Here is a 26,855-nt window from a genome sequence, read left to right on the forward strand (position 1 = left end):
TCCCGCCGCTCGCGGCTCTCAGCCCGTGGCGTGTGAAATCCTTTGCGATACTCGGGGCATGATCTTGATCGTCCTCAAAGCACGGATCCGTCCCGAGAAACGAACCGAGTGGCTGGCGGGTATCGACCGGTACACGCGGCAGGTGCGTGACGAACCCGGCAACATCTCGTTCGACTACTACCAGAACGCCGGTGACGAGAACGAATTCGTCCTCGTCGAGGTGTTCGCCGACAGCGCCGCCGGTGACGCGCACGTCGCGACCCAGCACGCCCAGGACTTCTTCCCGTTCATGTCGACCGTCGTCGCGGAGAAGCCCCGGATCAACTACCAGAACCTCGACGGCGACGCCTGGTCGGAGATGGCCGAGGTCACGCCGGTCGACTAGGCCGCCTCCGCGGCGGTGCAGTCGATGATGGCGGCCAGCGTCGCCGCGGCTTCTTCGGGCACCCAGTGGCTGACGCCGGTCAGGATTTCGAGCCGATAGCCGGCGTCGACGTACTGGCCGGCGAGTTCGGCACTGCGCCGGGACAGGGCCGTGTCGCCGTCGCTCCATACGTGCGTGGTCGGCACGGTGACGCGGGCACGCAGGGCCGCCGGGTGGTGCAGCGGCATCGCGCGGTACCAGTTCAGTCCGCCGGTGAGGGCTCCGCCGAGCACGATGTCCCGCCGGACCCGGTCGATCTGCGCCGGTGTCATCCCGGTGCCCGCCAGCGTGCGTTCCAGCACGCGTGGCCGGCGCCGGATGGCGAATTCGGGCAGCCAGGGGATTTGGAACAGGAACATGTAGTAGGAACGGATGAGCTGGTCGCTGGTGAGCATCGCTCGGAGGAACGCCCCGGGATGGGGGACCGACACGGTGGTCAGCGACCTGACCAGATCCGGCCGCCGGGCCGCCGTCGACCAGGCGGCAACGGCGCCCCAGTCGTGTCCGGTCAGGTGCACCGGCCCGGCTCCGACGGCGTCGATGAGCGCGACCGTGTCGGCCACGAGACGGCTCGACCGGTAAGCGAAACGGCCGCGTGGGCGCGCGCGGGGTGAGTAGCCGCGCTGGTCGGGCACGATCGTGCGGTATCCCCGCTGGTGGAGCAGGGTGGCGGTCTCCGTCCAGGAGGCGCCGGTCTGCGGGAAGCCGTGTAGCAGGACGGCGACCGGGCCGTCGAGCGGTCCGGTGTCGCGTACGTCGAAGGTGAGTCCGTCGTGGTCGAAGGAGTCGATACGGCGGGGCGCGGTCATGGGCGGATCTCCCATTCTTCGGTGGTCTGGCGGGGCCACTCGGCTATATGTTACCTTGAGTAACAGTGAATCGCGGTAACAGGTAGCCGCACACTCTGTCGACGTCGTCAGGGAGGTCCGTATGACCAGCACCGATGTGCCACGCACCGCGGCAACGGCCGGGGCAGGCAGCCACGAGACCGCGCAGCGGCTCCTCGATTCGTCCGCGATGCTGTCCTACGACCCCGCCACCGAGGTGGACTGGGAGACGCCGCTGGACAAGGACTTCCACGGCGCCAGCCCGGAGTGGAGCACTCTCTACGGCACGAGCTACTGGGCCGAGATGAGCACGGAGCAGCAGAAGGAGCTCACGCGCCAGGAAGCCGCTTCGGTCGCGAGCACCGGCATCTGGTTCGAGATGATCCTGCAGCAGATGGTGCTCCGCGACTTCTACGCCAAGGACCCGACCGACCCGGCGTTCCAGTGGGCGCTCACCGAGATCGCCGACGAATGCCGTCACTCGATCATGTTCGCCCGCGGCGCGGAGAAGCTCGGCGCGCCGCCGTACCGTCCGCGCAAGCTCGCCGTCGAACTCGGCCGGATCTTCAAGGCGACGGCCACCGGCGAAGCGGCGTACGCGGCCATTCTCGTCGCCGAAGAGGTCCTCGACGTGATGCAGCGCGACTGGATGCGCGACGAGCGCGTGGTCCCGTTCGTGCGCACCATCAACAACATCCATGTGGTCGAAGAGTCCCGCCACATGAAGTTCGCCCGTGAGGAGACGCGGGAGCAGCTGGAGGGCGCGGGTTTCGTGCGCCGCCGGATCAACGCGCTGGTCATCGCCATCGCGTCGTACTTCATCGTCAGCAGCATGATCAACCGCGACGTCTACAAGAACGCGGGGCTCGACACCAAGCGCGCCTTGCGCGAGGCGAAGGCCAATGAGCACCACAAGGCGATGATGCGGTCGAGCTGTGCCGGCCTGATGGAGTTCCTCGGCTCCTGCGGTCTGCTCACCCGTCCCGCGCTGGTGTTCTACAAGCGGGCGAACCTGATCTGACATGGCCTTCGCGATCACCCAGACCTGCTGCAACGACGCCACCTGCGTGTCGGTCTGCCCGGTCAACTGCATCCACCCGACGCCGGACGAGCCCGACTTCGGCACCACCGAGATGCTCTACGTCGATCCGGCCTCGTGCATCGACTGCGGGGCCTGCGCGGACGCCTGCCCGGTGGACGCGATCTTCCCGGCGGATCTGCTGACCGGATCGCTGAAGGTCTACGCGGGAATCAACGCGGCCTTCTACGCCGACCGTGAGGCCGTCCCCTCGGCGGATCCCGCGCCGAACTTCCACCAGTGGGCCCCGCCGACGTTCGACCGGGCCATCCCCAGCGATTTCGCGCCACCCGACATCGCCGTCGTCGGCACCGGCCCGGCCGGTATGTACGCCGTGGAGGACCTGCTCCTCCACACGAACGCGCGGGTCACCCTGATCGACCGGCTGCCGGTCGCGGGCGGGCTCGTCCGTTACGGCGTCGCTCCGGACCATCCCGCCACGAAGCGGATCGGCGAGACGTTCTCGCGCCTTCACGAGCACCCGCGGCTGCGGATGCGCCTGGGCACCGAGGTCGGCCGCGATGTGTCCGTGGACGAGCTGGCCGAGCGCCACGACGCGGTCGTCTACGCGGTCGGTGCCTCTTCCGCGCGCGGTCTCGGCCTCGATGGCGAGGAACTGCCCGGCAGCATCGCCGCGACCACCGTCGTCGCCTGGTACAACGGTCATCCGGACGTGCCGGTGAACGCGGTGGACCTGTCCGCGGAACGGGTCGTGCTGGTCGGCACCGGCAACGTCGCGCTCGACGTCGCCCGGATCCTGACCGCCGACCCCGACGACCTCGCCAGGACCACGATCGCCCCGCACGCGCTGGAACGCTTGCGTACCAGCAAGATCCGGGAAGTCGTGCTGCTCGCCCGGCGCGGGCCCGAGGACGCGGCCTACACCTCGCCGGAGTTGCTCGCGCTGGCGGGGCGCGCCGAGGTGCCGCTCGTCGTCGACGACGCGGACCCGCGCACCACGGCCGCGATCGACGCCGGCAACGGCAAAGCGGCCCTGCTGCGTGAACTCGGCCGCGAGACCGTCGACTGGACGGCGCCGCCGACCTCGGACGGACGCCGGATCGTCCTGCGCTTCCACTCAGCGCCCACCGCGATCATCGGCGACACGCAGGTGCGGGGCCTTCGCGTCACGGGCCGGGACGAGCCGGTCGAAATCGCGGCGGGTCAGGTCGTGCGCGCTGTCGGCTATCGAGGTGTGCCGGTGCCGGGTCTTCCGTTCGACGACGCCCGCGGCACGATCCCGAACACCGCCGGCCGCGTCGACGGACTCAGCGGCGCCTACGTGGTCGGCTGGATCAAACGCGGCCCCTCGGGCGGAATCGGCGCGAACCGGACTTGTGCGCGGGAGACCGTGGCGACGCTGCTGGAGGACATCACGTCCGGCAGGCTGCCGGTACGGGCGCGGCGGTCGCCGGTGGCCGCGCTGGCGGCGCGGTTCCGGCGGCGCTGACCCCAGGCTACGAGGCCGACACCCGCCGGTTCAGCAAGACCGGCAGTACGCGATGTCCGTTGGAAATGAACGAGTCGAGGTGCCGCATCGCGTCGGGGGTGGTCGCGAGGGTCATGTCCGGGAAGCGTGCGAACAAGGCCGGAAGGGCGATCGCGGCCTCCAACCGGGCCAGTGGAGCGCCGATGCAGTAATGCGCGCCGTAGCCGAACGCGACATGCGCTTTGTCGGCGCGGGTGACGTCGAACGCGTCGGCGTCGTGCCCGTGCACCGCCGGGTCGCGTCCGGCGGCCGCGTAACCCGCCAGAATCGCGTCGCCTTTCCGAATGACGACGTCGGCGACGGAGATGTCCTCGACGGCGTAGCGCAACGGCAGGTTGGCCACGGGTGCTTGCCAGCGCAGCGTTTCCTCGATCGCGTCGGCCCACGAGACCCGGCCGTCGCGGAGCATGGCGAGTTGGCCGGGATGGGTCAGCAGGGCGGTGATGGTCTGGTCGAGGAGATTGACGGTAGTTTCGTGGCCCGCCGAAATGAACAGGATCAGGGTGTCGAGGAGTTCCGTTTCGTCCAGCCGGGCGCCGTCGTCCTGGGTGTGCGCGGCGAGGAGGGCGGTGGTGAGGTCCTCGCCGGGGTTCGTCCGCTTCTCGGCGACGAGTTCGGTGAAGATCGAGTGGATGTCCTGGTAGGCGGCCAGCATGGCCTCCTGGCTCGCCGAGGTCCGGAAGAAGACGTCGACGGAGTGGCGCAGTCCGGCGCGCGCGGAGTCCGGTACGCCGAAGAGGTGGCAGATGACTTCGATGGGCACCGGATAGGCGAAATTCTCCCGCAGGTCAACAGGTTCGCCCTCGGGCAGGGCTTCGAGTCCGGTCAGGAGGCCGTCGACGATCCGGGTGATCCAGGGTTCCAGCGTCGCGATCCGGCGTGCCGTGAAAGCCTGCGTCACGAGCGAGCGCAGCCTTTTGTGGTCGGCGCCGTAGGCGGTGAACATGTTCCGCACCGAGACCCACACCAGCAACGGCCAGTCCGCGCTGACGTCGGCCAGTGCGGGCCAGTGCTGACGCGCGTCTTTGGACACGCGCGGGTCGCTGAGCAGGTCGCGCAGGAGTTCGTAACCCGTGACCGACCACGCCACCACACCGCCGGGTAACTCCACCCGGGTGATCGGGCCACGCTCGCGCAAGCGCTCGTTCTCGGCGTGGATGTCGTGGCCGTGCGGGTCCAGTACCAGGGGACGCGTCACCGGGGATCACCCTTTCTCGGCGGAGCGGACCGGATCCAGCGTGCCAGCGGAGCGGTCGCCCGGCTATTCGCCATTCGGGGCTGGCGACGACGAGCAGGATGGCCGCTCCGGCGAGCCGCGCCGGGCCGAGTGACTGACCGAGCAGGAGCCAGGCGAGCGTGGCTGCGACGACCGGCTCCGCGAGAGACAGCACGCTCGCCGGCGCCGAAGGCAGCGTGCGCAATGCCCACAGCCCGGCCAGATAGGGCAAGGCGGTGCCTGCCACGGCCGGCGTCAGCAGGGCCGGCCACACCGGGATCCGGAGGCCGCCGAGGACCGCGGAAGACCCGAGCAGACCGTAACCCGCGAGCGGCCACAGGTCGGCGCGACGGAACCGCGGCGCCCGTGGCCGCGGCACCGCGGCCGGGGACCAGCCCGCCTCCATCACCGCCTTGGCCAGCGGGCCGGAACTCGCGAACAGCACCCACGAGAGGAGGCTCAGCCCGGTCGCCATGCGTGCAGTGTCCCCTTAGGACCGCCCGGCCGCCCGGACACTGGTTTTCGCTCAGTACAGCTCGATGACGAGTCGGTCGGTGAGCGCTCGTGAGACGCAGAGCGCCATCTGGCCTTCGCGATCGGCGGCGGTCAGGCAGTTGTCCCGATGGTCCGGGGTTCCCTCCAGCACGCCGGACACGCACGAGCCGCAAATGCCTTCCTCGCAGGATTTGAAGACCTCGACGCCGTTGTCCTCGAGGACCGCCAGGATGGATTTCCCGGCCGGTACCTCGAACTCCTCACCGGTGTCGAGTTCGACGGTGAGCGGGCGGTCGGCCGACGTGTCCACCTCGGCGGCTTCGAAATGCTCGACGTGCACGTGGTCCGCGCCGACGACCGGGCCGAGCACGTCGCCGACCTGCCGCATGAAGCCGTCCGGGCCACAGGTGTAGACGTGGGCCGACGGCGTCAGGTCCTCGGCGATCGTCCGCAGGACGGCGGGCTGTTCGGCACGGGGCACGCCGAAACGCGGCCGCACCCGGTCGGCGAACTCCACCCGTTCTTCCAGCAGCTGCACGAACGCCGCGGTTTCGCGGGAGCGGGCGAAATAGTGCAGCTCGAATTCGCTGCCCCGGCTGTGGAGCTCGTAGGCCATCGACAGCAGCGGAGTGATACCGATACCGCCTGCCACGAGGACGTGCCGGTCGGCGTCCTCGGCGACCTTCAGCAGATTGCGCGGCTCGCTGATCTTCAGGTGATCGCCGACCGAAACCTCATGCATCGCCGCGGATCCGCCCCGCGAATTCGGCTCCCGTTTGACGGCGATCAGGATCGAACGCGGGTCGTCCGGGGCGCCGCACAGCGAGTACTGCCTCAGCACTCCCGTCGGGCCGATCACGTCGACGTGCGCCCCCGCCCGGTACCGGACCCGCAGTGGCTCGGCGTCCTGCCGGACCAGCCGCAGGGTACGGATTTCCGGCGTCTCTTCGGTGATTTCGACGACGCGGAAGAGGACGTTCGTCATCTGGGTGCCTCCTGGTCAGCGCATGAACAGGCCACCGTTCGCGTCCCAGCAGGCGCCGGTGACGGAGGCGGCTTCGGGGGAGGCGAGCAGCGCCACCATCTCGGCGATGAACGTCATGCTGCCCAGCCGGCCGACCGGGATGCCCGCCGTCAGCCGGTCGAGGTTCTCTTCGCCGACGATCCGGTGGACCATGGGGCTGTCCTGCGGTCCGGGGGAGACCGCGTTGACGGTGACGCCCCTGGCGGCGAGCTCGCGGGCGAACACCTTGGTCGCCGACAGGATCGCGCCCTTGGAGGACGCGTAGTGCCCGCCGGTCGCGGTGCCGCCGTTCTGCCCCGCGAGGGAGGCCATGTTGACGATCCGGCCGTACCCGGCTTCGGCCATGTGCGCGCCGAACAGCTGGCAGGCATGGAAGGTGCCGTTGAAGTTCACCGCCATCACCTCGTCGAGCTCCTGCGGCGTGATCTCCAGCAACGGCCGGGCCTGCGTGCGGGCGGCGTTGTTCACCAGTACCTGGACCCCGCCGAAGTCCCCGAGCACCGACGCGAGCAGCTGATCGATGTCGGGACGGCTGGCGACGTCGACGCGATAGCTCTGGGCGTGCGCCCCGCTCCGGTCCAGTTCGGTCGCGAGGCGTTTCGCGGCCGCTTCGTCGAGGTCGGCGATCGCCACCCGATGGCCGCCGTTGTGCAGGCGTCGCGCGATCCGCTCGCCGAGCCCGGTCGCCCCGCCGGTGATCACGGCGACCGGTGCGGTGCCGCTCACAGCAGGAATCCCGCGGCGGGAACGGCTTCGTCGGCGTCGACCAGCCGGACGACCTTGCGGGCGAAGCGATCCGCGTCGCCACCGGCGCCGAGGCGGACGACGTAGTCGACGTCCGCGGCCCAGAGGTCGTGACGGCCGCGTTTGTACGCCACGACGATCTGGGCGGCCTTGAGCGTGACCGACCGGTCGTCGACGTCCGTGGGGATGAAGCGAGAGACGGTCCGCACGGTGATCGCCGAGTCCACCGCGGCGATCGCGTAGCCCTCGGTCATCCGCCGCACGCGCGACCCGCGCATCCGGGCGTCGTCGTGGACCATGTTGAGGACGTCGTCGAAGTCCTCGGCGTCGCGCTCGATCGGGATGATGTACATCCCGTCTTCGGCGTAAAGCCGTTGCCAGGCCTCGTATTCCTTGGCGTCCAGCAGCGCGGCCTCGCGCCAGGCCAGCTCGATCGCGCGGACCACCCGCGGATCGGTGAGGGTCTCAGTCATCGCTCATCATCCGCTTCCATTGGGCGTACGCCGCCCGCATTCCGGTCTCGTCGGTGACGTGGCTGGTCGGCCAGCCCTCGGCGGAGGGCTTCTCGCGACCCAGACCGCGGTTGACCATGATCGGCAGCTCGGGTGCGCCCTGGGCACCGCGCTGCACCCGGTCCCAGCCCTCGGAGTCGTCCGGAGTGCCGAACCCGAACGGACCTTGGAAATGCTCGTGGGCGCGCAGCCGCTCCCGGTTGACGGGCCCGACGATCTCGGCCGGGCCGTCGCTGCCGAGGGCGACGTGTTCGATGACGGTCTCGTCGACACTGATCGGCCGCAGCACCCGGAAGAACGAGATCGACATCGACACGTTCGGGAACAGGTTGAGGTTGAACCCCGTGCCGTGCACGGCACGGACGAGCCTCCGGATCTCGGCTTCGTCCGCTCCGGCGGCTTCGAGCTGGGCGACCAGGCCGTCGAACCGCGGCTGGAGCGGCTCGCTGCCGTCGTCGGCGTCGAGATCGGAGTGTTCGGGGACCATCTGCATCACCGAGTGGCCGTTGCCGAGGTCGTGGGTGAGCGCGGTCGGATCGGTCATGAACGACATCATCTCGGCGGTTTCGGCGTCGACCGAGGCCATCCACGAGCGGTGCACGATGGGGAAGTGGTACCCGTCGGTGGTGTTCTCCAGCTGGATCTTCCAGTTGCCGCGGTAGGTGAACCGATGGGTGCCGAGCACCTTCACCGGATAGCCGCCACCCTGCGCCATGAAGCGGTCGATCCACGGTTTGACGTCGCCGAGGAAGTCGGCCAACGGCTCGGCGTCGGCGTTCAAGGTCGCGAAGATCATCCCGCCGTAGGACTCGGTACGCAGGGTCTTCAGCCCGAGATCGGCCTTGTCCATGACGCCCTCGTACCCGTCGGGGTACGGGATGCCGCGCAGTTTGCCGTCCAGGCCGTAGGACCAGGCATGGTATGGACAGGTGAATCCGTTGGCGTGACCGGTCTTCTTCTCGCAGAGTGACGCGCCCCGGTGGCGGCAGCGGTTCACGAGCGTGCGGATCTCGCCCTTGCGGTCCTTGGTCACGATGACCGGATGCCGTCCGACGTGGGTCGATTTGAAGCTGCCCGCCTTGGGCAGCTCCGATTCGTGCGCGACCCAGATCCAGGCCCGCTCGAAGATCTTCGTCATCTCCTGGTCGAAGATCGCCGGGTCGGTGTACATCCGGCCGGCGACCCGGTCGCCGAGGACGAGGTCCGCGGGCGGCAGGTCGTACACGGTGGCGGCGGTGAATGCTGTGCTTTCGATGGCCATCGCGATCAGCCCCGGTATTCGCGCGGAGTGAGAGCGCGGCCGATGCGCGCTTCGATCTTGGCGTACTTCCACAGCTTCCACGGACTGTCGCCGACCGGTGTGGTGCGCAGGAAGTCGCACGCCTTCTTGACGGTCTCCTGTGTGTCGACGTCGCAGAGCAGGTAACAGGTCCACGGCCAGCCGTCGGACGGGCCGACCATATGCGAGTCGTCGTCGATGTCGCCGATGAAGTCCACGCCGGGCAGGCCCTTGATGCCGTCCATCAGCGCGACGAAGGCGGTCCACACGTCGCTGGCGGCGACGCCGCCTTCGGGCAGGTCGAAGAAGTTCTGGTTGATACCGATGCAGAACAGCACGCGCAGCGGGGTATCGCTCATGGTGGTGGTCCAACTCCTCGTCAGCGGTCGGTGGTGGGTCACTGGAAGCCGGGAACGGTGGGCGGATGGCCCATCAGCACGGCACCCGCGGCGTCGTACATGGCCGGCCCCAGGAAGGCGTGCTGCTGGGGGACGAGGGCGTCGCCGAGCAGCCATTGCAACGGGTGGTCGTTGGCGATGGCGCCGGTCCCGGACAGGCCGATGACCCGGTTGACGGTCTCGGCGGCGGTCTTCGCGAGATGGGTCGAGGCCAGCCGGAGATGGGCGTTCTGGTGCGGCGCCACGGGATCGCCGTCCAGCACGGTCTGCCACGCTTCGTCGGTGACCTCGTAGAAGTACGCCCGCGCCGAACGCATCGTCGCCTCGGCTTCGGCCAGGCCCGTCCGGTAGTAGGCGCGGTCGGCGAGTTTCGGCGCGCCCGTGACGCCCGAACGGCCACTGCCGACCTCGGTCGCGAAGTCGAGCGCCGCGCGGGCGATACCCGCGCCGACGACCGCCAGGACCTGGGAGGCGTAGGCGAGGGTGGGGTAGCGGTACAGCGGCTCGTCGATGGTGGGTTCACCGCCGCGGATGAACGTCCATTCGCGCGGGACCTCGACCTTGTCGACGACCAGGTCGAAGGAACCGGTGCCCTTCATCCCGACGACGTCCCACTCCTGGATGATCTCGACCTGCTCGGGCCGCAGCAGCGCGGTGCGCGGCTTTCCGGCGGTCGTGTCGTCTCCGGGGATCCCGACGCCCAGGACGTCGGCGCCCATGCAGCCGCTCGCGAACTTCCAGCGACCGTCGACCAGGAAGCCGGAGGCGGTGGGTTCGGCTCGTTGGACGGGGAAGAGACCACCGGCGAAGCACACATCCGGACCGTCGGCGTACAGCTCGGCCTGCGTCTCGACGGGCAGCGCCGCGAGATAGACCAGCGCGGAACCGAAACTGGCCACCCAGCCGGTGGATCCGTCGACGACGGAGATCCGCTCCACCATCCGCAGGAATTCGGCCGGGGGCAGGGGCCTGCCGCCGAACCGTTCGGGGGTCGCGGACCGGTAGACGCCTGCTGCCTTGAGCCGGTCGACGAAGTCGCGGGAGACGTACCTCTGGTCCCGGAACTCCTGACGGCGCTCGAGGAGTTCGGCCAGGACATCGTCGAGTGTCACGGCCGGGCTCTCCTGGATCTGGGCCATCGGGCGCTCCTCGCGTCGTAGGGAAGATGTCTCCGACGCTAGGGATCACCGCCGCGCGTGGCCATTGGTCATTGCCTGCCGTCGGCGAGGGATTCCCACGCAGGGCGGTAGGGGAAATCCTTACCGGCCGCCCGGCGGCGAACTCCTATGCTGAGGCGGTGCAGGTCGATCCGATCGCGCCCGAGCTGGCCACCGGCGACTTCGTGGCGATGATGAACGCCTCGAAGGTGTGCGTGCTCGTCCACGACGCGGCGACCAAGAACATCCTGTGGGCCAATCCCGCCGCGTGCGAGATGCTCGAGTTCAGCCTTTCGGAGCTGCGCCCGCTCAAGGCCAACCACATGAGCAGCTCCGCCCAGCAGTACGACCGGGTGATCGGACGGGCGTGGCTCCAGGCGGCGGTGGAACACGGTTCGAGCCGCATCGTGTGGCACTACCGGAGCAAGTCCGGCCGCGTGATCCCCACGGACGCGGTGGCCATCCGGGTCGAGCTGGAGCGGGGACCCGCGGTGATGGTCCAGTTCCGCGACATCCAGCGCGCGGAGGAGGTCGAACGGGAGCTGAAGCTGACGACGTCGTACGTCGACGCGCTGGCGCGGCACACCTCGACCGTGGCGTTCATGCTCGACGCCGCCGGAGCGGTGCGGTTCGCCACGGACAGCGCGCTGACCTTCCTCGGCCTGACCGGCGACGACGACCGGCTGGCCGGTGAGCCGCTGACCGCGTACGCGCGGCTGTACCTGGGCGGCAGGCCGGTGCGCTGGACCGAGGTGGTGGCCGGCGCCGATCCGGTCGGGCCGGTGCAGCTGGAGTTGCCGGGGGAGAACGCGACCTGGCTGGAAGGGAGCCTGGAACGGCTGTCGGAGTCCGAGGTCGACGCGTATCTGATGATCCTGCACGACGTCTCCGAGCGGGTGCGCGGCGAAGCGCGGCGAGAACTGGAACTGCGGCACGAGAACTACCTGGCGCGCTACAACGCCATGGGGGACATGGCGATGGCGATCGCGCACGAACTCGGCCAGCCGCTGGCCGCCGCCGCGAACTTCATCGCGGGCATCCGGGCGCGTGCCGCCACGATGGCGGACGGTGGTGAGGTCCGTGAGCAGATGGGCTACGGCCTGGACAGCGTCGCCCGCCAGATCGACCGGGCGAAGGAGATCGTCGGTTCACTGCGCTCCTTCGTCGGGCATCTGGAACAGGTCGAGCAGGTGGTCGACCTGAACGAGATCGTCCGGGAGTGCCTGTACTTCATCGAGCTGAGCGCCGCGCCGCACGCCGTGGACGTCCAGGTCCGGCTCGATCCGTCGCCGGTGCCGGTGCGGTGCGAACGGGTCCTCACCGGGCAGGTGGTGATGAACCTCTGCCTCAACGCGATCGACGAGACCACCGAATGCGAACCCGTGCAGCGGCGGATCACGGTGGGCACCCGCGCCAAGGAGGGCGTCGGCGTCCTCACCGTCGACGATCACGGCCGCGGTATCGCCAGGGACCCCTTCGCCGAGTCGTTCACCAGCAAACCCGGCGGCAGCGGTATCGGGCTGGCGCTGAGCCACCGCATCATCACCCGGCAGCACGGAAGCATCTGGGCCGAGCGGCGCGAAGGCGGGGGCTCCCGGTTCGGGTTCGCCCTGCCTCTGGACACGTAAGGGAAATCCTCAGGCGGCGCGGTGGAACTCGGGATATCGCCGGTTTCGGCAACGGCTCTAGCGTCGAGGTATGCCCGATGAGCTGACCACGACCCAGCGACGGTTCCGCGCGGCGATGGCGAACCTTTCGACGGCTGTCAACATCGTCACCACCGACGGCGTCAGCGGCCGCGCCGGCATCACGGTGAGCGCGGTCTGCTCGGTCACCGACACGCCGCCGACCCTGCTGGTCTGCGTCAACCAGTCGAGCTACACGCACGACATCTTCCGGACGAACGGGCGGATGGCCATCAACGTCCTGGCGCCCCAGCACAAGGACCTCGCCCTGCAGTTCGCCGGTGCGACGGACGTGCCGATGCTCGACCGGTTCCGGTTCGAGGTCTGGGATCACGACCGGTTCCGCATCCCCGTCGTCCGCGACGCGGCCGCCGTCCTCATCGGCGGGGTCGGCGCCGAGTTCACCCAGGGCACGCACACCGTGCTCTTCGTCGAGGTCGAGGACGTCTTCGTCAACGAGGACGCCGGGGGTCTCGCCTACTTCCGGCGCGAATTCCACCGGATCGCGCCGACCGGCGCGAACGCGTGAGGAGCCGGATGAGCGAGCGCACCATTTTGATGTGTTACAACGACAACCACGGATACGGCTGGCGCCATGTGGACCTGTTCGTGCACGACGCCGAGGGCCGTGAGCTGGACTGGGTCCACTGGCAGGTCCCTGCCGACGGTCCCGACGCCGCCGACGAGGTGACCGCGTGGGTCGAGCCCCTGCTGAGGCGTACTTCGGAGTGGCGGCACGGGGTGAGCGCCGGCGGGGTCGACTATTGGGAAGCGGATGCCGCGTGGGAGGAGCAGTGAGGCTCGCGCGCCCGTGGCCGCTGCGGGAACTCGCCCGGGATCTGCGGCAGGGACGGACCACTCCGGAAGCGGCGTCGAAGCGGGCATTGGCCCGGATCGCCGAGACGGAAGCGGATCTGCACGCCTGGGTCGAACGGACGGCCTTCCTTCCGGGCGTGGGTGGGCCGCTCGGCGGCGTGCCGCTCGGGGTCAAGGACATCATCGATCTGGCGAGCGTGCCCACCCGCTGCGGTTCGGCGTTGCGCGCGGCGGCCGCTCCGGCGACCTCGGACGCGGCGATCGTGACCGCGTGGCGCGCGGCCGGCGCCGTGCCGCTCGGGAAAACGGTCACCACCGAGTTCGCGTTCTTCGCTCCCGGCCCGACCCGCAATCCCGCGGCTCCCGGTCGTACCCCGGGCGGCTCGTCGAGCGGATCGGCCGCCGCAGTCGCGTCCGGGCAGGTTCCGCTGGCGCTGGGCTCGCAGACCGCCGGATCGGTCACCCGTCCGGCGTCGTACTGCGGGGTCGCGTCGCTGGTCATGAGCCATGGCCGGTATCCGGTCACCGGGGTGACGGGGCTGAGCCCCAGCCTGGACAGCCACGGCGTCTTCGCGGCCACGGTCTCCGACCTCGCGATCGCCTGGTCCGCGCTGACCGGCGACGCCGATCCCGCCCGGGAGTCGAGGCCGCCGCGGATCCTGGTGTGGTCCGCGGACGCGCTCGACGTCGTCGAATCGCCGATGCGGCACGCCGTGACACAAGCGGCGCGGCGCCTGCGGGAGGCAGGGGCGACCGTCGAGCCGTTCCGGGACGAACGGCTGATGGCCGACCTCACCGATGCGCATCCGGTGGTGATGGCCTACGAGGCGGCCCGTGAAAGGGCCACCGAGCTCGCCGTGGCCGAGCGGTTGAGCGCTCCCTTGGCGCAGCTGCTCCGGACCGGCGCCGCGACTTCGTCCGACGAGTACGAAGGCGCCCGCGCGACCATCGCCGACGGTGTGGTCCGGCTCGCGGAGGTGTTCGGCTCCTACGACGTCGTGCTCGGCCCGGCCGCGCCCGGCGCGGCGCCGCGCGGACTGGAGGTGACGGGAAATCCCGTGCTGAGCCGGGGCTGGCAGGCGCTCGGCCTGCCCGTGGTCGCGCTGCCCGGGTTCACCGACGCGGCGGGTCTGCCGCTCGGCCTTCAGCTCGTCGGGCGTCGCGGCGGGGAAGCCGAACTGCTCGGGCACGCCTGCTGGGCGGAGCGGGTGCTCGCCGGGGATTCATGGTAAGGAGCTCTCCATGGTCACCACCGATTCCGCATCCGGCGGCGAGACGTCGCCGGTGGTCTACATCGTCGACGACGACGAGGCCATCCGCCAATCCCTGGTGTTCCTGCTGGAGAGCGTCGGCATCCAGACGCTCGTCTACCCGGACGGGCCGACGTTCCTGGAGGAGTTCGACCCCGACGAGCCGAGCGTGCTGATCATCGATGTCCGGATGCCGGGGCTCAGCGGTCTGCAGCTGCAGGAGAAGCTCGTCGCGCGCGAATTCCCTGCGCCGGTGATCTTCTGCTCCGCGCACGGCGACATCCCGATGTCGGTACGGGCGCTCCGGCTGGGAGCCGTCGACTTCCTCGAGAAACCGTACGAACCGCAGCGGATGCTGGAGGTCGTCCAGGCGCAGCTGGTGGTCGCGGCGGAACGGTTCTCGGCGGCCGCCTGCCGCAAAGCCGTCGCCGAGCGGATCGCGACCCTGACCCCGCGCGAGCGGGAGGTGCTCCGGCTGGTGATCGACGGCCTGCCCAGCCAGCTGATCGCGCGCCGGCTGGGCACCAGCGTGAAGACCGTCGATGTGCACCGGGCCCGGATCAAGGCCAAGACCGAGTCGGACAGCCTCGGCACTCTGGTGCGGGACGTCCTGCAGCACCAGGTCACCGTGTAGGTGCAGGTGGTCTCGTGAGTGGTAAGGACGGTTCTAGCCGTCCTTACCACTCACGAGGGACCTGGGCCAGCCTTAACGTGCCGTTGCCGGCGTTCTGGTGTCCGTGAAGGCCTCCTTCCCTACCTTGAGCGTAGGGAAGGAGGCCTTCACGGACCCGCGATCGACCGGCAGCCACCTCCGGTAGGTACGCAAGACACCGTTGGCTCTAACCGTCCTTACCACTCACGAGGTCCCTCTCACTGTCCGGTGCCCGGCGCCATCAGGACCGACGCCGCCGGGAAGTCCGACGCGAAACCGCCGGGCAGCGGGGCGATGAAGACGTTCTCGGTCCGCGTGCGGGTGATGAGCCAGTGGCCGTCTTGGCGCCGGAACGCGTTGTTGAGCCTGCTGGATCGCAGCAGGCCGGTGCCGTCGGCGTACAGCCACGGCTGGACATGGATCCATTGCCCCTCGGCCCGGTCGCCGTCGACGTGGATCTGCTCCGACGTCAGGTAGTGGGCGTTGAGGACCAGCGCCGGATCCCGCTTCTCGCCCCAGAACCGTTCGAAATGCGCCCGGATCCGGTCCTTGCCCACCGCGCGGCCGAACTGCCCGTCGTAGTGCTCGCCGACGCCCTCCCAGACGGCGTCCTCGGCGTACAGCTCGAGGATCAGCTCGATGCGGTGGTCGTCGCCGGTGACGCCGAACTCCGGGCACGGGGTGTCGCAGAGGAACATGTAGCGGGCCTGGATGCGGCGGATCTCGGCCTCGGCCTCCAGCACCTCGACGCGGTGACGCAGTTCGGCGAGTTCGTCCTTCATCGGTGGGTCCTCCCTGGCGCGGTTTCGGGAAGGGCCAGCAGGCAGACGACGGTCAGCGCCATCCCGCCCGCGAGGTAATGGCCGACCGACGTCGAGGAGCCGGTCCATTCGATGAGCCGGTTCGCCATCGATGGCGCGAGGCCACCGCCGAGCACCGCGCCGAGCTGGTAGGCCAACCCGGCGCCGGACTGCCGTTGCTCGGGTGTGAACAGCTCGGTCAGGTAGGTGATCAGCGGGCCGAACAGGAACCCGGTGAGGGCGAAACCGACGGCGATGGCGAGCGCCCATGCGGTCAGCGTGCCGATCTCCGCGATCGGGAACAGCAGGAACATGTAGGCCAGGACCGCGACGGCCGACGCGAGCATCACGGGTTTGCGGCCCAGTTTGTCGGAGAGCCGTGCGCCGATCACGACCGTGACCGCGTGGAGCGCGAGGCCGGGCAACGTGCACCACAGCACGTCCTGGATGTCCAGGCCGAGGCCCTTCGGCGCCGGACCGGCGGCATAGGAGAGCATGAATCCGGCCAGGACGAACATGACACCGTTGAGACCGGTGTTCGCGCCTGCCGCGAGCAGCAGCTTGCCCCAGTTGTCCCGGATGACGTTCCAGATCGGCAGTTTGACGATCTTCTCGTCCAGTTTGCTGGCCGCGAGCTCGTGGAACACGGGCGATTCCTCGAGGGCACGCCGCGCCCAGACACCGATGGCCAGGACGACCGCGCCCGCGATGAACGGGATCCGCCAGCCCCAGCTGGTGATGACCCCTTGCGGCAAGGAGAAGATCAGCACGAACGCGAGGTTCGCCAGCAGCGCACCCAGCGGCGACCCGAGTGCGACGAACGCGCCGAACGCCGCCCGCCGCGACGGCGGCGCGTGCTCCACGGCGAGTACCGACGCCCCGCCCAGTTCGCCGCCGCGCGAGAAGCCGTGCACCAGGCGCAACAGGACGAGCAGCAACGGCGCGGCCACACCGATCGTGGCGTAGCCGGGCAGCAGTCCCATCAGGACGGTGGCCGCGCCCATGAGGTAGAAGGTGATGAGCATGGCGCGGCGGCGGCCGTAGCGGTCGCCCACCCAGCCCATCACGATCGCGCCGAGCGGCGCGACGACGTAGCCGATCGTGTAGGTCGCCAGGCTCATGAACGAGGCGAACCAGGGATCGGTGTCGCCGGAGAAGAACACCTTGGGGAAGACCAGCGCGGAGGCGACCGTGTAGATCGAGAAGTCGAAGAACTCCAGCGATGTTCCGGCGCCCGCGCCGATCGCGAGCCTGCGGGTCTGGGCCGAGGTGGTCTTGGATGGAGCGGTGGATGCTGTCATGCGCTCTTCCTTGAACGGTGACGGGACGGTCGACGTTGCGCCCCTCCCCGGCAACGTTCGTCCCAACGTAGGAAGCTCCAGGTGCCCCGCCTAGTGGAGGAACCCGCTGCCGGACTGAAGGTTTTCCCTACCGAGTCACCGATATCGAGGAGGTCCGCGCGTGAGCGCGATCAACGATCTGCCCGCCACCACCCAGGCCAGGATGCTCGCCTCCGGCGAGTTGTCGGCGAGGGAACTGCTCGACGCCACACTCGACCGCGTTGCTGAGTTGAACCCGGTCCTGAACGCCGTCGTCAGCATCGACGAGGACAGGGCGCGGGCCGCCGCCGCGGCGGCCGACGAAGCACAGGCGGCCGGGCGCTCGATCGGGCCCCTGCACGGGCTTCCGCTCGCGGTGAAGGATCTCCACGCGACCGCCGGGATGCGCACCACCTTTGGCTCGCCCGCGTTCGAGGACAACGTTCCCGACGCGGACGAACTCGTCGTCGCCCGGATGCGGGCGGCCGGGGCGATCGTCTTCGGGAAGACGAACGTTCCCGAGTTCGGCGCGGGTTCGCACACCTTCAACCCGGTGTTCGGCCTGACCCGCAACCCCTACGCGCCGGACCGCTCCGCGGGCGGTTCGAGCGGAGGTGCCGCGGCCGCGCTCGCGGCGGGGCTGACGTCGCTGGCCGACGGCAGCGACATGGGTGGATCGCTGCGGAATCCGGCCTCGTTCTGCAATGTCGTCGGCCACCGCCCGAGTCCGGGCCGAGTCCCGGCGTGGCCGGCGAAAGACGCCTGGTTCACCTTCGGCGTCCAAGGTCCGATGGGGCGTACGGTCGCCGACGCGGCCCTGCTGCTGTCCGTGCAGGCGGGCCCGGACGAGCGCGCGCCGCTGTCGTTGCCCGACTCCGGCACCGTGTTCGCCGCCGGATTGCCGACCCGGCTGGACGGCCTGCGGATCGCGGTCTCACCGGATCTGGGCGGCCGGGTGCCGGTCGACGCCGAGGTCGCGGCGATCGTGGAAGACCAGGTGGACGTGCTGCGCGGCCTCGGTGCCGAAGTCGTCTCCGGCTGTCCCGACCTGACCGGAGCCGAGGAGGTCTTCCAGACCTTCCGCGCCCTGAACTACGCGCAGGGGGTCGGTGACCTCGTCGACGCCGAACCGGACAAGGTCAAGCAGGCCATTCACTGGAATGTCGCGAAAGGACACACGCTCACCGGCGTGGACGTCGCCAGGGCCATCCGGCTGCGCACCGAACTCTTCCACCTTGTCCGCGCCTATTTCTCCGATGTGGACGCCGTCGTTCTTCCCGCCAGCCAGGCACTTCCCTTCGATGCCGAACTGGAGTACCCGAAGACGGTGGGCGGGACCGAAGTGGACGACTACCTGCACTGGATGCGGGCGGCCTACCTGATCTCCGCCACGGAATGCCCGGCGACCGCCGTTCCGGCGGGATTCACCGGCGAAGGACTGCCGGTCGGGGTTCAGGTGGTCACCGCACGTCACGCCGACCTGCGCGCGCTCGGGATCGCGCACGCGCTGGAGAAGGCGAACGGTCACACCGCTCGCAGGCCGCCGCGTGGTGGTGCCAGCACTACCACGAGTCTTCCCTCACGTGGGATCGATCCGGACCCTCGCCGGCCGTAGGTTTCAGGGGAGAGATCACCACCGGTTAAGGGGAAACAATGAATTCAGGGGGCACTCGCGCCTTGACGCTGGAATCCGTGAGCAAGGTCTACGGATCCGGCGACGGCGCGGTCACGGCCTTGAACGGGGTGACCGTCGAGGTGCGCAAGGGCACGTTCACCGCGGTGATGGGGCCGTCGGGATCGGGCAAGAGCACCTTCCTGCACTGCGCGGCAGGGCTGGACAAGCCGAGTTCCGGCCGGGTGCTGCTGGGGGACACGGAACTGAACAGGCTGCGCGAGAAAGCGCTCACCGAACTGCGGCGGACCCGGATCGGGTTCATCTTCCAGGCCTACAACCTGTTGCCGTCGTTGAACGTCCTGCAGAACATCACGCTGCCGACGCGGCTGGCCGGGAAGAAGCCGGATCCGCAGTGGCTGCGTGAGATCGTCGAGGGAGTCGGGATCGCGAAGCGGCTCGAACACCGCCCGTCGGAACTCTCCGGCGGCCAGCAGCAGCGGGTCGCGATCGCCCGCGCGCTGATCACCCGGCCCGAGGTCGTCCTCGCCGACGAACCGACCGGGGCGCTGGACACGCGCACCGCGCGCCAGGTCCTCGATCTGCTCCGCTCCATTGTGGACGGTATGGGGCAGACCGTGCTGATGGTCACCCACGATCCGGTCGCGGCTTCGGCCGCGCACGGCGTGCTGTTCCTCGCCGACGGCAAGCTGGCGGGCCATCTCCCGGAGCCGACTCCGGAACGGGTCGCCGAGCGCATGACCCACCTCGGGGAGTGGTGACGTCATGTGGGATTTGGCTTGGCAGACGACGAAGACCCGCTTGAGCGGTTTCGTCGGCGCGTTCGTCGCGATCCTCTGTGGGACGGCGCTGGTCGCCGGTTGCGGCATCCTGATGGAATCCGGTCTGCGCGCGGGTGTCCCGACGCAGCGGTACGCGGACGCGGCGGTCGTCGTCGGCGGTCAGCAGACGGTCGACCCGCCGGGTGCCGGCCCGCTCGAGACCCAGCAGGTCGCCGAGCAGGCTTCGGTGCCGGTGAGCCTCGCCGGGACGATCGCCGCGGTGCCGGGGGTTCGCGGCGTGGTGGCGGAGCAGAGCTTCCCGGCCACCGTGGTGACGGCCGACGGCCGGGTGCTGAACGGGCCCGAAGGCGGCCAGTCGTTGGGCCACAACTGGGACGCCGCGGCGCTGGCGCCGTTCTCGCTGCGTGACGGCCAGGCGCCCGTGGGCGCCGACGAGGTCGTCCTGGACGCGGACCTGGCGTCGCGGAGCGGAGCGGCGGTCGGTCAGCGGGTGAAGATCGCCGTCCGTTCGGCGCCGGTGGAGTTCAGGGTTTCCGGTATCGCCGCCCCGAAGTCGGGTGACGGACTCACCCGGCAATCCGCGGTGTTCTTCTCACCGGAGAAAGCCGCCGAACTCGCCGGGACACCCGGCCAGGCGCACGCGATCGGTGTGCTGGCGGACCCGGGTGTCGCGCCGGGGGACCTAGCCGACCGGATCCGCGGCGCGGTCGGCACCGACAAGGTGACGGTGACGACCGGGGTCGAGCGCAGCACGGTCGAGTTCCTCGACGTCAGCCAGACCCGGATGCTGCTGATGGCGCTGGCCGGCTCGTTCGGTGGCTTCGCCCTCCTCATCGCGGTGTTCGTCGTGGCCAGCACGCTGGCGCTGGTCATCAACCAGCGTCGCCGGGAGTTCGCGTTGCTGCGGGCGATCGCGGCGACTCCTCAGCAGATCCGCAAGCTCATCGGTGCCGAGACGATGATCGTCGCGGTGGTCGCCGGGGTACTGGGCAGTGGCCTCGGGGTGGCGGTGGGTTTCGGGCTGAGGAACGCCTTCGGGGCCATCGGCGTGATCCCGCCCGACTTCGAACTGGCGCTCAGCCCGATCCCCCTCGTCGCCGCGCTGGCGCTCGGTCTCGGCACGGCACGCCTGGCCGCCTGGTCGGCCTCGCGGCGCCCGTCGTCGATCCGCCCGGTGGAGGCGCTCGGCGAGGCCGCGGTGGAGCGGCGTGAACTCGGCCGGGTGCGCGTCATCATCGGCTGCGCGCTGGTGGTGGCCGGTTTCGGCGGATCGATGGCCCCGATCTTCGTCCGTGGTGACGCGGGGCTCGCGGCTTCGGGTGGTTCGTCGCTGGTCATCGTGATCGGGCTGGCCGTGGTCAGCCCGAAGGTCGTCGCCGTCATGACGCGGCTGATCGCCCCGGTGCTCAACCGGACCTCGCGGATCAGCGGCTACCTGGCCGCGGCGAACAGCCAGGCCAACTCGCGCCGCCTCGCCGCCGCGGTGACGCCGGTGATGCTGGCCGTCTCGTTCGCGCTGACGATGTTCTACAGCCAGACCTCCGCGGCCGCCGCGCGACAGGAGGAGACCGTCGAGTCGACCACCGCCGACCACGTGCTCGCCGGGAGCACGGGCGGGCTCTCGCCGGAGGTCGCCGAGGCGGCGCGGCGGATCCCCGGGGTGGCCGCCGCGACCCCGGTCGTCCGCACCGAGGTGATCAACACGGTGCAGGAACGGGACAGCCTGCGCGTCGAGCGGTACGCGGCGCAAGGACTGGACGGCGCGCAGATCCGCGGGAACCTGGAGCTGGGCGTGGTGTCGGGCAAGATCACCGACTTGACCGGGAACACCGTCGCGATGAGCGAATCGGAAGCAGGCTGGTACGAGAAGAAGATCGGCGACGAGGTCGAGTTCTACTTCGGTGACGGCGCTCCGGCCAAGCTGCGGCTGGTCGCCACCTACAGCCGTGACCAGGCTTTCGGCCGTTACGTGCTGCCCGCGGACCTCGCCAGGGCGCACACCGGCGATCGGATGGACGACTCGGTGCTGGTGCGGCAGCAGCCCGACGCGGACGCCGCCACCGTGACCGCCGCGCTGCAAGCTCTCGCGAGCCGCTACCCGGGACTGGTCGTGACGCCGGGTTCGGCGGTGGCGGCGCCCGCGGGCGGGCAGCAGCAGGCCCAGTTCTACGTGAACCTGGTCGCGGTCGGGGTGATCCTCGGCTACGTCGTGATCTCCGTGGCGAACACGCTGGTGATGAGCACGGCTCAGCGCTCCCGGGAGTTCGCGCTCCTGCGCCTGATCGGCACGACGAAACGCCAGGTGGTGCGGATGATGCGCTTCGAAGCGCTGACGACGGCCGGCGTCGCGGCGCTGCTGGGGACCGTGGTGGCGGGGGTTCCGCTGGTACTGCTGAACCTCGGTCTGCGCGGCACCCCGCTGCCGTCCGGCACGATCACCGTCTTCGGCGGGGTCGTCGCCGGGGCGATCCTGCTCGGCGTCCTGTCGCTCGGCTTGGCCACCCGCGTGGCGCTGCGGTCGAAGCCGATCGAGGCGATCGGTCTCCGCGAGTAGCGCGTCCCCGTCGTCCGGTCAGCCCTCAGCGGCGGGCCGGACGGCGGGGATCTTCCCGCCGCGGAAGGCGTCGACGAACAACCGGTGGTCGTCCCTTGACTGCTCGGCGTAGGCCATCGCGAACTCGGTCAGCGAGCGGACGAATTCGTCTTCACGGTCACCGATGACCCCGGCGATGGCCGCTTCGCTCTGGAAATCGACGAGGGTCTGCTCGGAGTCCGAATCGGACACACAGTGCATCTTCGCGGTGGCCCGGCCGAGGTAGTCGAGGACCGGCCCCATCTCCGACGGTTCGGTCAGATCCGACCAGTCCAGGTCGTCGACGTAAGGTGACAGCTCCGAGACGACGAACCCGGTCCCGTCGATCTCCGTGTAGCCCAGCCAGGGATCCGCGTGCGCCTGCAAGGCGCGCTGGGAGACGGCGGTACGGTGCCCCTCGTTGGTGAAGTAGCCGCGGATGCTCTGTTCGGACACGATACGGCTCGGCGCCGCGACGTTGCCCTGTTTCATCGACAGGACGACGTCGTTCTCCAGTGCCTGTGTCCGGCCTTCGACGAGGATGTTGTACGCGGGCAGCCCGGCTGAGCCGATGCCGAATCCGGTCCGGCCGACGATGTCCTTGACCCGGTAGGTGATGCTGCCGAACCGCTTGTTCTCCGGAATGGTGTCCAAATAGGACTCGAAGGCCCTGGCCGCGATCTCGTGTTCGGCCTTCTCGAGGACCCGGACACCAGGCCCGTGCCGGAACCTGCGGTCGTAATCCTCCACAGTGGTCAGCTCGTCGAGCAGGTCGATCCGTGTCTTGAGCCGGGCCCTCAGCAGGACGTGGTGGAGGACGCCCTCGGTGCTGTCCAGCTGGAGCCGGACGAGTTCGTCGCCGGGCCGCTCGGCGTACTCGCGGACCTGTTCGACGTAGGCGCGCAGATAGGTGCCGATCAGCGTCTCGATGTCGTCGTCCGAGATCGCCTTGCTCCACGCCAGCAGCGCGACACTGGCGGCCAGTCGTTTGAGGTCCCAGGTGAAGCAGCCGAGGTAGGCCTCGTCGAAGTCGTTGACGTCGAACACCAGCGTCCCGGACGAATCCATGTAGCTGCCGAAGTTCTCGGCGTGCAGGTCGCCCTGGATCCACACACGGCTGGTTTCGGCGTTCGCCCACGGATCGTCCTCGTGCGCCATGTCCGCGTAGAACAGGCACGCCGAACCCCGGTAGAACGCGAAGGGGGCGGCGGCCATCTTCCGGAACTTGCGGCGGAACGCGTCGGCGTCCGCGCGCATGAGGTCCTCGAAGGCCTCCACCAGCACCTCGACGATCCGCGCCTGACGATCGTCCTCGCCTCGCTCGCGGATCAGCCCGACCACACCTGTCATCACGACCTCCAGACGTCGTTCACGGTGCCACAGGTCGGTTCGCCGGGCAGGTCAGATCTTCCGGAAACGCGCGTCCAATAGCGCGAAGGCGCCGAACGCGGCGATCCCCGCCGCGAGCACGAGGAGCATCGGACCGCCGTACGGCTGGGCGGAGAGCGTCTTCAGCGCGGCGTCGAGGCCGCCCGCCTTGGCCGGGTCGAACGTGACCGCCGCGACGACCGTCAGCACGCCGATGGTGCCGTACGCGGCGGAGAGCGCGATCCAGCCGATCTGCCCGAGCCGGATCGTCGTGGTCCTGGCGGGCTCGGAGGCACCGCTGAAGTCGAGTTCCCGAGTGAAGGTCTTCCGGATACCACGCTGGGCGAGGAACACGGCCACCGCGACCACGGCGATCCCGGCGGCGGTGACCAGAACCGGTCCGTACGACTCCGCGAGGATCCCGGCGACGAGTGAGCCCTGCCCGTCGTCGGCGCCCGCGACGGCGATCTTCACCGCGCTGTAGGACACGAGGCCGTACAGCACGACCTCGATCCCGCTGACGATCCTGCGTACGGTCCGCCGTCGTGCCTTGACGTGCCGGTGCCCGGTGATCGCTTCGCTGAGCTGCCACAGCGCCAGGACGGCGAGACCAGCCGCGATCAGCCACAGCAGCCACGCGCCGCCCTCGGCGACCACCATCCGCAGTGCGCCCGCCTTGTCCGCCTTCGCCTTGTCGCCGAGCGCGACCTGTGCCGCGAGCCACGCGACGAGCAGGTGCACGACCGCGTAGCAGACGAGCCCGCCTCGGGCGATCAGGCCGAACGTCTTGCTGTCGCGCATCGGACGATCCTCGTCGAGCGGACCTCCGCCCGCCAGACCCGGCCGGAGGAACATGTCGGGCAGGTCACTCTTGATCTCCACCGAGGTCGAGGGTGAAGGCTCGGGTCCACCACCTGTTTCGAGGAGTGAACATGAGTGAGGACAAGGGCTTCTACTCGATCATCGAGTACGCGGTCGACGGGCCGGACACCCACGCTTCCACGCGAGTGTGGACGGGACGAGGGTCGTCAACGTCGTCAGCTGGGCGAGCGAGGCGGACTACCGGCATTTCGAGGAGACGTCGGACACCGCCGGACGGCTCGCGGCCATCCAAGCGGCGCTCGACGGCCTGCCGGGCGAGGTCGAGTCGCTGGTGAGCGCGAATCCGCGCTACCGCGTCGTCCGGGAGACCGGCCCCGGCCCGCGGGTCGGTGACTGACACAGGGCCGAAGGCCTCGGTCCGAAAAGAACAGGGTCACTCCGGGCCCGGCTGCCGCCGGGTGGTCCGGATCCGGCGATAGAGGGCTCGGATCCCGAAGGCCGCGAGCAGGCCGATGACGGCCAGCCCGAACGGCCGGAGCGTGACCGTCCACGGCCACGCTTCGCCGTCGAGCGTGAGGTGCTCGGTCCGGTACTCCAGCGTTCTGGCCGTCCACCGCGTGGTCGCGGTGTCCGTGGTGCGCACGAGGTCTTCGAGTACGGCGTCGAACGGGAACCCCGGCGCCGCGTGCAGATACACCGGCGAGAACCCGGGGTACCGATCGGCGGCGCGACTCGCGGCCGCGTCGGCGCCGGGCACGATCAACCGGTCGTGGTCGGCGGTCGCCGGCGTGCCACGCGGCGCGAAGGTCAGTCCGTGCCGGGACCGGATCGGCGTGCCGTCGAGGCCGACCGCCGTCGTCCCGACCGCCAGCGACTGCCCGTAGGTGTCGAACACCGCGGCGAGTTCCAGTTCCCGGATCCCGTTCGTCAGCAGGACACCCAGCATCGGCTTGTCCCAGCGGAACGCCGTGTTGAACCCGACCACGGTGTCCGCCGCATCGAAGCCGTTCTGCGTCATCGGCGGGCTGGGGCCGGGGGAGTAGTGGGTCCAGCCGACCGCATCCGCGGCCTTCCGCGCGGCTTCGGCGCCGGCGAAGCGCTCGGTGAGGTGGAGCGCCCCGTCGATGCCGGAGAGGATGCCGGCCGTGGTCACGATGTTCCCGTCGTCGACGTAGCGCGTGCCGCGAACCCAGTCCACGGCGGGGAATTCGTCCTCGAAGCCACCGATGCGGATCCAGTGCGCGGTGGCCTTCCTCCTGTCGAGGAGCCCGGCCGTGGCGAGCACACCCGAACCGTTGCAGACACTCATGAGCAGCGAGCCCCGCGCCGACTGACGCTTCAGCCAGTCGGTCACCGGCCGCGTGGTCGGCTCACCGAGATCCGGCAGCGCGGGCACCACCACGACGTCCGGCGCGGCGGACGAAAGCAGCCTGTCGAGATCGGCGAAACCCAGGTCGGGGATCAGGTCGAGGCCGCCGGTCAGGGTGACCGGCCGGACCTCCGGCGCGACGGTGTAGACGTTGAACGCATCGGTCGCCGCCAGGACCTCGTAGGGCGCGAGCGCGTCGGAGACGACGGCACCCTCGTTCCCCACGACGACCACCGCGGTGGGCTTCGCCGGATCGTGCGGCCGGTGGGCCGGGCGCGGCGCGACCCCGTCGGTTCTCTGTGTGTAGCGGTTTTCGAAGCTGGCGCCGAGGGTGACCGCGCCGAGTGTGACGGGCAGAGCCAGCGCGGCGACGGTGAACGCCAGCACGGTAAGCGTGATCCGGACGAAGGGTCGCATGGTCAGAGCCCGTACTCGGCGCGGCGGCGGATCATGGCGGCGAGCATCGCGGGCACCATCAGCACGTGCCCTGCCGTCATCAGGGTCGGACCCGAGACCAGGCCGGTCCAGAAGAACGGCAGGAACAGCACGTAGGGCAGGTACATCGCGGCCGACATCTCGGCGATCGAAGCCCAGCCGTGGCGCCGGATCCGCATCCACAGCGCCATCCCGATCGACATGTTCGTCGCCATCACCAGCGCGTTCACGGTCACGTTCCCGGCAAGGCCCGGCCACAGGAACGACCAGACCGGCTCCAGGACGATCATCCCGGCCACCATCGCGACCAGCATCTCCACGGCGTGGCGGATGAAGTGCAGGACGGCCTGCTTGCGGGTCTTCTGTTCAGTCGTGTGGTTCACTTCCGGCTCCCTCGGTCGATGCGATGGGAGCAATGTTCGGCCGAGACGGGGCACGGGAGCAGGTGCCGGAAGTCATGTGCGAGGTCATGTGACCGGTGTCCAGAGCACAACGCCGGCGCAGGGGGCTGTCGTGAGTGGCGATTCGGGTCAGGGCCGAGAGCGTCTTGGGTGCCTACTGGATTTGGCTGGGGCTGATCATGTGTCCGTGAAGGCCTCCTTGCCTACCCTGAGGGTAGTGAAGGAGGCCTTCACGGACCTTCAGGGTCGCCGCTCTCGTCCCAGGTACACCAGCGGCCACAGCAGGCACAGCGGCCGCGCGTGAAGGG

Annotated in this window: 26 protein-coding genes and 1 pseudogene; 12 read left to right on the forward strand and 15 right to left on the reverse strand. The window is 69.6% G+C overall.

Features of this window, described 5'->3' with window-relative positions:
• The first annotated feature begins 58 nt into the window (after positions 1-58).
• Positions 59-385, forward strand: coding sequence for a putative quinol monooxygenase (locus tag AC0685_RS15560; RefSeq protein ID WP_478226133.1), 327 nt, complete (start codon positions 59-61; stop codon positions 383-385).
• Here the strand turns inward: AC0685_RS15560 and AC0685_RS15565 are convergent.
• Positions 382-1,233 carry an alpha/beta fold hydrolase gene (locus AC0685_RS15565; RefSeq protein WP_478226134.1) on the reverse strand — a complete coding sequence of 284 codons (852 nt, stop codon included), beginning with the start codon at positions 1,231-1,233 and terminating at the stop codon, positions 382-384. The genes AC0685_RS15560 and AC0685_RS15565 overlap by 4 nt on opposite strands.
• Before the next feature lie 121 nt (positions 1,234-1,354).
• On the opposite strand from AC0685_RS15565, the gene AC0685_RS15570 reads away from it, so the two are divergent.
• Both AC0685_RS15570 and AC0685_RS15575 read left to right on the forward strand, forming a co-directional pair.
• Complete coding sequence (locus tag AC0685_RS15570; RefSeq protein ID WP_478226135.1) at positions 1,355-2,272, forward strand: AurF N-oxygenase family protein; 918 nt, start codon at positions 1,355-1,357, stop codon at positions 2,270-2,272.
• Between the two features lies 1 nt (position 2,273).
• On the forward strand, positions 2,274-3,779 hold the full coding sequence (locus AC0685_RS15575) for an FAD-dependent oxidoreductase (RefSeq protein ID WP_478226136.1): 1,506 nt from the start codon (positions 2,274-2,276) through the stop codon (positions 3,777-3,779).
• A 7-nt stretch (positions 3,780-3,786) separates the two neighbouring features.
• On the opposite strand, the gene AC0685_RS15580 is transcribed toward AC0685_RS15575, so the two are convergent.
• The 8 genes and pseudogenes from AC0685_RS15580 to AC0685_RS15615 all read right to left on the reverse strand — a co-directional run bounded on the left by AC0685_RS15580 (position 3,787) and on the right by AC0685_RS15615 (position 10,625).
• Positions 3,787-5,016 carry a cytochrome P450 family protein gene (locus AC0685_RS15580; RefSeq protein WP_478226137.1) on the reverse strand — a complete coding sequence of 410 codons (1,230 nt, stop codon included), beginning with the start codon at positions 5,014-5,016 and terminating at the stop codon, positions 3,787-3,789.
• Positions 5,017-5,164: 148 nt separating this feature from the next.
• Positions 5,165-5,509 (reverse strand): annotated as a pseudogene (locus tag AC0685_RS15585) (hypothetical protein); the annotation flags it as partial.
• A 51-nt stretch (positions 5,510-5,560) separates the two neighbouring features.
• Positions 5,561-6,514 (reverse strand): PDR/VanB family oxidoreductase, encoded by a 954-nt coding sequence (locus AC0685_RS15590; protein WP_478226138.1) that lies wholly within the window; start codon positions 6,512-6,514, stop codon positions 5,561-5,563.
• Between the two features lie 15 nt (positions 6,515-6,529).
• Positions 6,530-7,279: an SDR family NAD(P)-dependent oxidoreductase gene (locus AC0685_RS15595; protein ID WP_478226139.1), complete on the reverse strand. Its 750-nt coding sequence runs from the start codon at positions 7,277-7,279 to the stop codon at positions 6,530-6,532.
• Positions 7,276-7,770: an aromatic-ring-hydroxylating dioxygenase subunit beta gene (locus AC0685_RS15600; protein ID WP_478226140.1), complete on the reverse strand. Its 495-nt coding sequence runs from the start codon at positions 7,768-7,770 to the stop codon at positions 7,276-7,278. Before AC0685_RS15600 ends, AC0685_RS15595 begins: the two co-directional genes overlap by 4 nt.
• Positions 7,763-9,070: an aromatic ring-hydroxylating oxygenase subunit alpha gene (locus tag AC0685_RS15605; protein WP_478226141.1), complete on the reverse strand. Its 1,308-nt coding sequence runs from the start codon at positions 9,068-9,070 to the stop codon at positions 7,763-7,765. The genes AC0685_RS15600 and AC0685_RS15605 overlap by 8 nt, the downstream gene beginning before the upstream one ends.
• 5 nt (positions 9,071-9,075) lie before the next feature.
• Positions 9,076-9,447, reverse strand: coding sequence for a hypothetical protein (locus AC0685_RS15610; protein WP_478226142.1), 372 nt, complete (start codon positions 9,445-9,447; stop codon positions 9,076-9,078).
• A gap of 38 nt (positions 9,448-9,485) precedes the next feature.
• A complete protein-coding gene (locus AC0685_RS15615) occupies positions 9,486-10,625 on the reverse strand; it encodes an acyl-CoA dehydrogenase family protein (RefSeq protein WP_478226143.1) in 1,140 nt (379 codons plus the stop codon).
• A gap of 158 nt (positions 10,626-10,783) precedes the next feature.
• Between AC0685_RS15615 and AC0685_RS15620 the strand changes: the two genes are divergently transcribed.
• From AC0685_RS15620 to AC0685_RS15640, 5 genes are all read left to right on the forward strand, one after another.
• The gene (locus AC0685_RS15620; RefSeq protein ID WP_478226144.1) at positions 10,784-12,271 is read left to right on the forward strand and encodes a PAS domain-containing sensor histidine kinase; all 1,488 of its coding nucleotides are present in this window, start codon (positions 10,784-10,786) and stop codon (positions 12,269-12,271) included.
• Between the two features lie 70 nt (positions 12,272-12,341).
• Positions 12,342-12,857, forward strand: a complete 516-nt coding sequence (locus AC0685_RS15625; RefSeq protein ID WP_340681689.1) for a flavin reductase — start codon at positions 12,342-12,344, stop codon at positions 12,855-12,857.
• 8 nt (positions 12,858-12,865) lie between these two features.
• Positions 12,866-13,126 (forward strand): hypothetical protein, encoded by a 261-nt coding sequence (locus AC0685_RS15630; protein WP_478226145.1) that lies wholly within the window; start codon positions 12,866-12,868, stop codon positions 13,124-13,126.
• Positions 13,123-14,376: an amidase gene (locus AC0685_RS15635; protein WP_478226146.1), complete on the forward strand. Its 1,254-nt coding sequence runs from the start codon at positions 13,123-13,125 to the stop codon at positions 14,374-14,376. The genes AC0685_RS15630 and AC0685_RS15635 overlap by 4 nt, the downstream gene beginning before the upstream one ends.
• Positions 14,377-14,386: 10 nt before the next feature.
• Complete coding sequence (locus AC0685_RS15640; RefSeq protein WP_478226147.1) at positions 14,387-15,028, forward strand: response regulator transcription factor; 642 nt, start codon at positions 14,387-14,389, stop codon at positions 15,026-15,028.
• A 236-nt stretch (positions 15,029-15,264) separates the two neighbouring features.
• On the opposite strand, the gene AC0685_RS15645 is transcribed toward AC0685_RS15640, so the two are convergent.
• Entirely contained in the window at positions 15,265-15,828 is a 564-nt protein-coding gene (locus AC0685_RS15645; RefSeq protein WP_478226148.1) for a nuclear transport factor 2 family protein, read from the reverse strand.
• The gene (locus AC0685_RS15650) at positions 15,825-17,147 is read right to left on the reverse strand and encodes an MFS transporter (RefSeq protein WP_478226149.1); all 1,323 of its coding nucleotides are present in this window, start codon (positions 17,145-17,147) and stop codon (positions 15,825-15,827) included. Before AC0685_RS15650 ends, AC0685_RS15645 begins: the two co-directional genes overlap by 4 nt.
• Before the next feature lie 160 nt (positions 17,148-17,307).
• Between AC0685_RS15650 and AC0685_RS15655 the strand changes: the two genes are divergently transcribed.
• From AC0685_RS15655 to AC0685_RS15665, 3 genes are read left to right on the forward strand one after another with little or no spacing between them, the layout of a single operon-like run.
• The gene (locus AC0685_RS15655; protein ID WP_478226150.1) at positions 17,308-18,780 is read left to right on the forward strand and encodes an amidase; all 1,473 of its coding nucleotides are present in this window, start codon (positions 17,308-17,310) and stop codon (positions 18,778-18,780) included.
• 38 nt (positions 18,781-18,818) lie between these two features.
• Positions 18,819-19,559 carry an ABC transporter ATP-binding protein gene (locus tag AC0685_RS15660; protein WP_478226151.1) on the forward strand — a complete coding sequence of 247 codons (741 nt, stop codon included), beginning with the start codon at positions 18,819-18,821 and terminating at the stop codon, positions 19,557-19,559.
• A gap of 4 nt (positions 19,560-19,563) precedes the next feature.
• Complete coding sequence (locus tag AC0685_RS15665) at positions 19,564-22,134, forward strand: FtsX-like permease family protein (protein WP_478226152.1); 2,571 nt, start codon at positions 19,564-19,566, stop codon at positions 22,132-22,134.
• Positions 22,135-22,152: 18 nt separating this feature from the next.
• Here the strand turns inward: AC0685_RS15665 and AC0685_RS15670 are convergent, their stop codons facing one another.
• Positions 22,153-23,502 carry a DUF2252 domain-containing protein gene (locus tag AC0685_RS15670; protein WP_478226154.1) on the reverse strand — a complete coding sequence of 450 codons (1,350 nt, stop codon included), beginning with the start codon at positions 23,500-23,502 and terminating at the stop codon, positions 22,153-22,155.
• A 51-nt stretch (positions 23,503-23,553) separates the two neighbouring features.
• Positions 23,554-24,402 carry a DUF1206 domain-containing protein gene (locus AC0685_RS15675; RefSeq protein WP_478226155.1) on the reverse strand — a complete coding sequence of 283 codons (849 nt, stop codon included), beginning with the start codon at positions 24,400-24,402 and terminating at the stop codon, positions 23,554-23,556.
• 127 nt (positions 24,403-24,529) lie between these two features.
• Here AC0685_RS15675 and AC0685_RS15680 point away from each other — a divergent pair, with 127 nt between their 5' ends.
• Complete coding sequence (locus AC0685_RS15680; RefSeq protein ID WP_478226156.1) at positions 24,530-24,739, forward strand: hypothetical protein; 210 nt, start codon at positions 24,530-24,532, stop codon at positions 24,737-24,739.
• A gap of 36 nt (positions 24,740-24,775) precedes the next feature.
• Here AC0685_RS15680 and AC0685_RS15685 read toward each other — a convergent pair whose 3' ends face one another.
• Both AC0685_RS15685 and AC0685_RS15690 read right to left on the reverse strand, forming a co-directional pair.
• Positions 24,776-26,128 carry a DJ-1/PfpI family protein gene (locus tag AC0685_RS15685; RefSeq protein WP_478226157.1) on the reverse strand — a complete coding sequence of 451 codons (1,353 nt, stop codon included), beginning with the start codon at positions 26,126-26,128 and terminating at the stop codon, positions 24,776-24,778.
• A gap of 2 nt (positions 26,129-26,130) precedes the next feature.
• Entirely contained in the window at positions 26,131-26,529 is a 399-nt protein-coding gene (locus tag AC0685_RS15690) for a hypothetical protein (RefSeq protein WP_478226158.1), read from the reverse strand.
• Between the last annotated feature and the right edge of the window lie 326 nt (positions 26,530-26,855).

It is taken from the genome of Amycolatopsis sp. NPDC043889 (assembly GCF_056435645.1).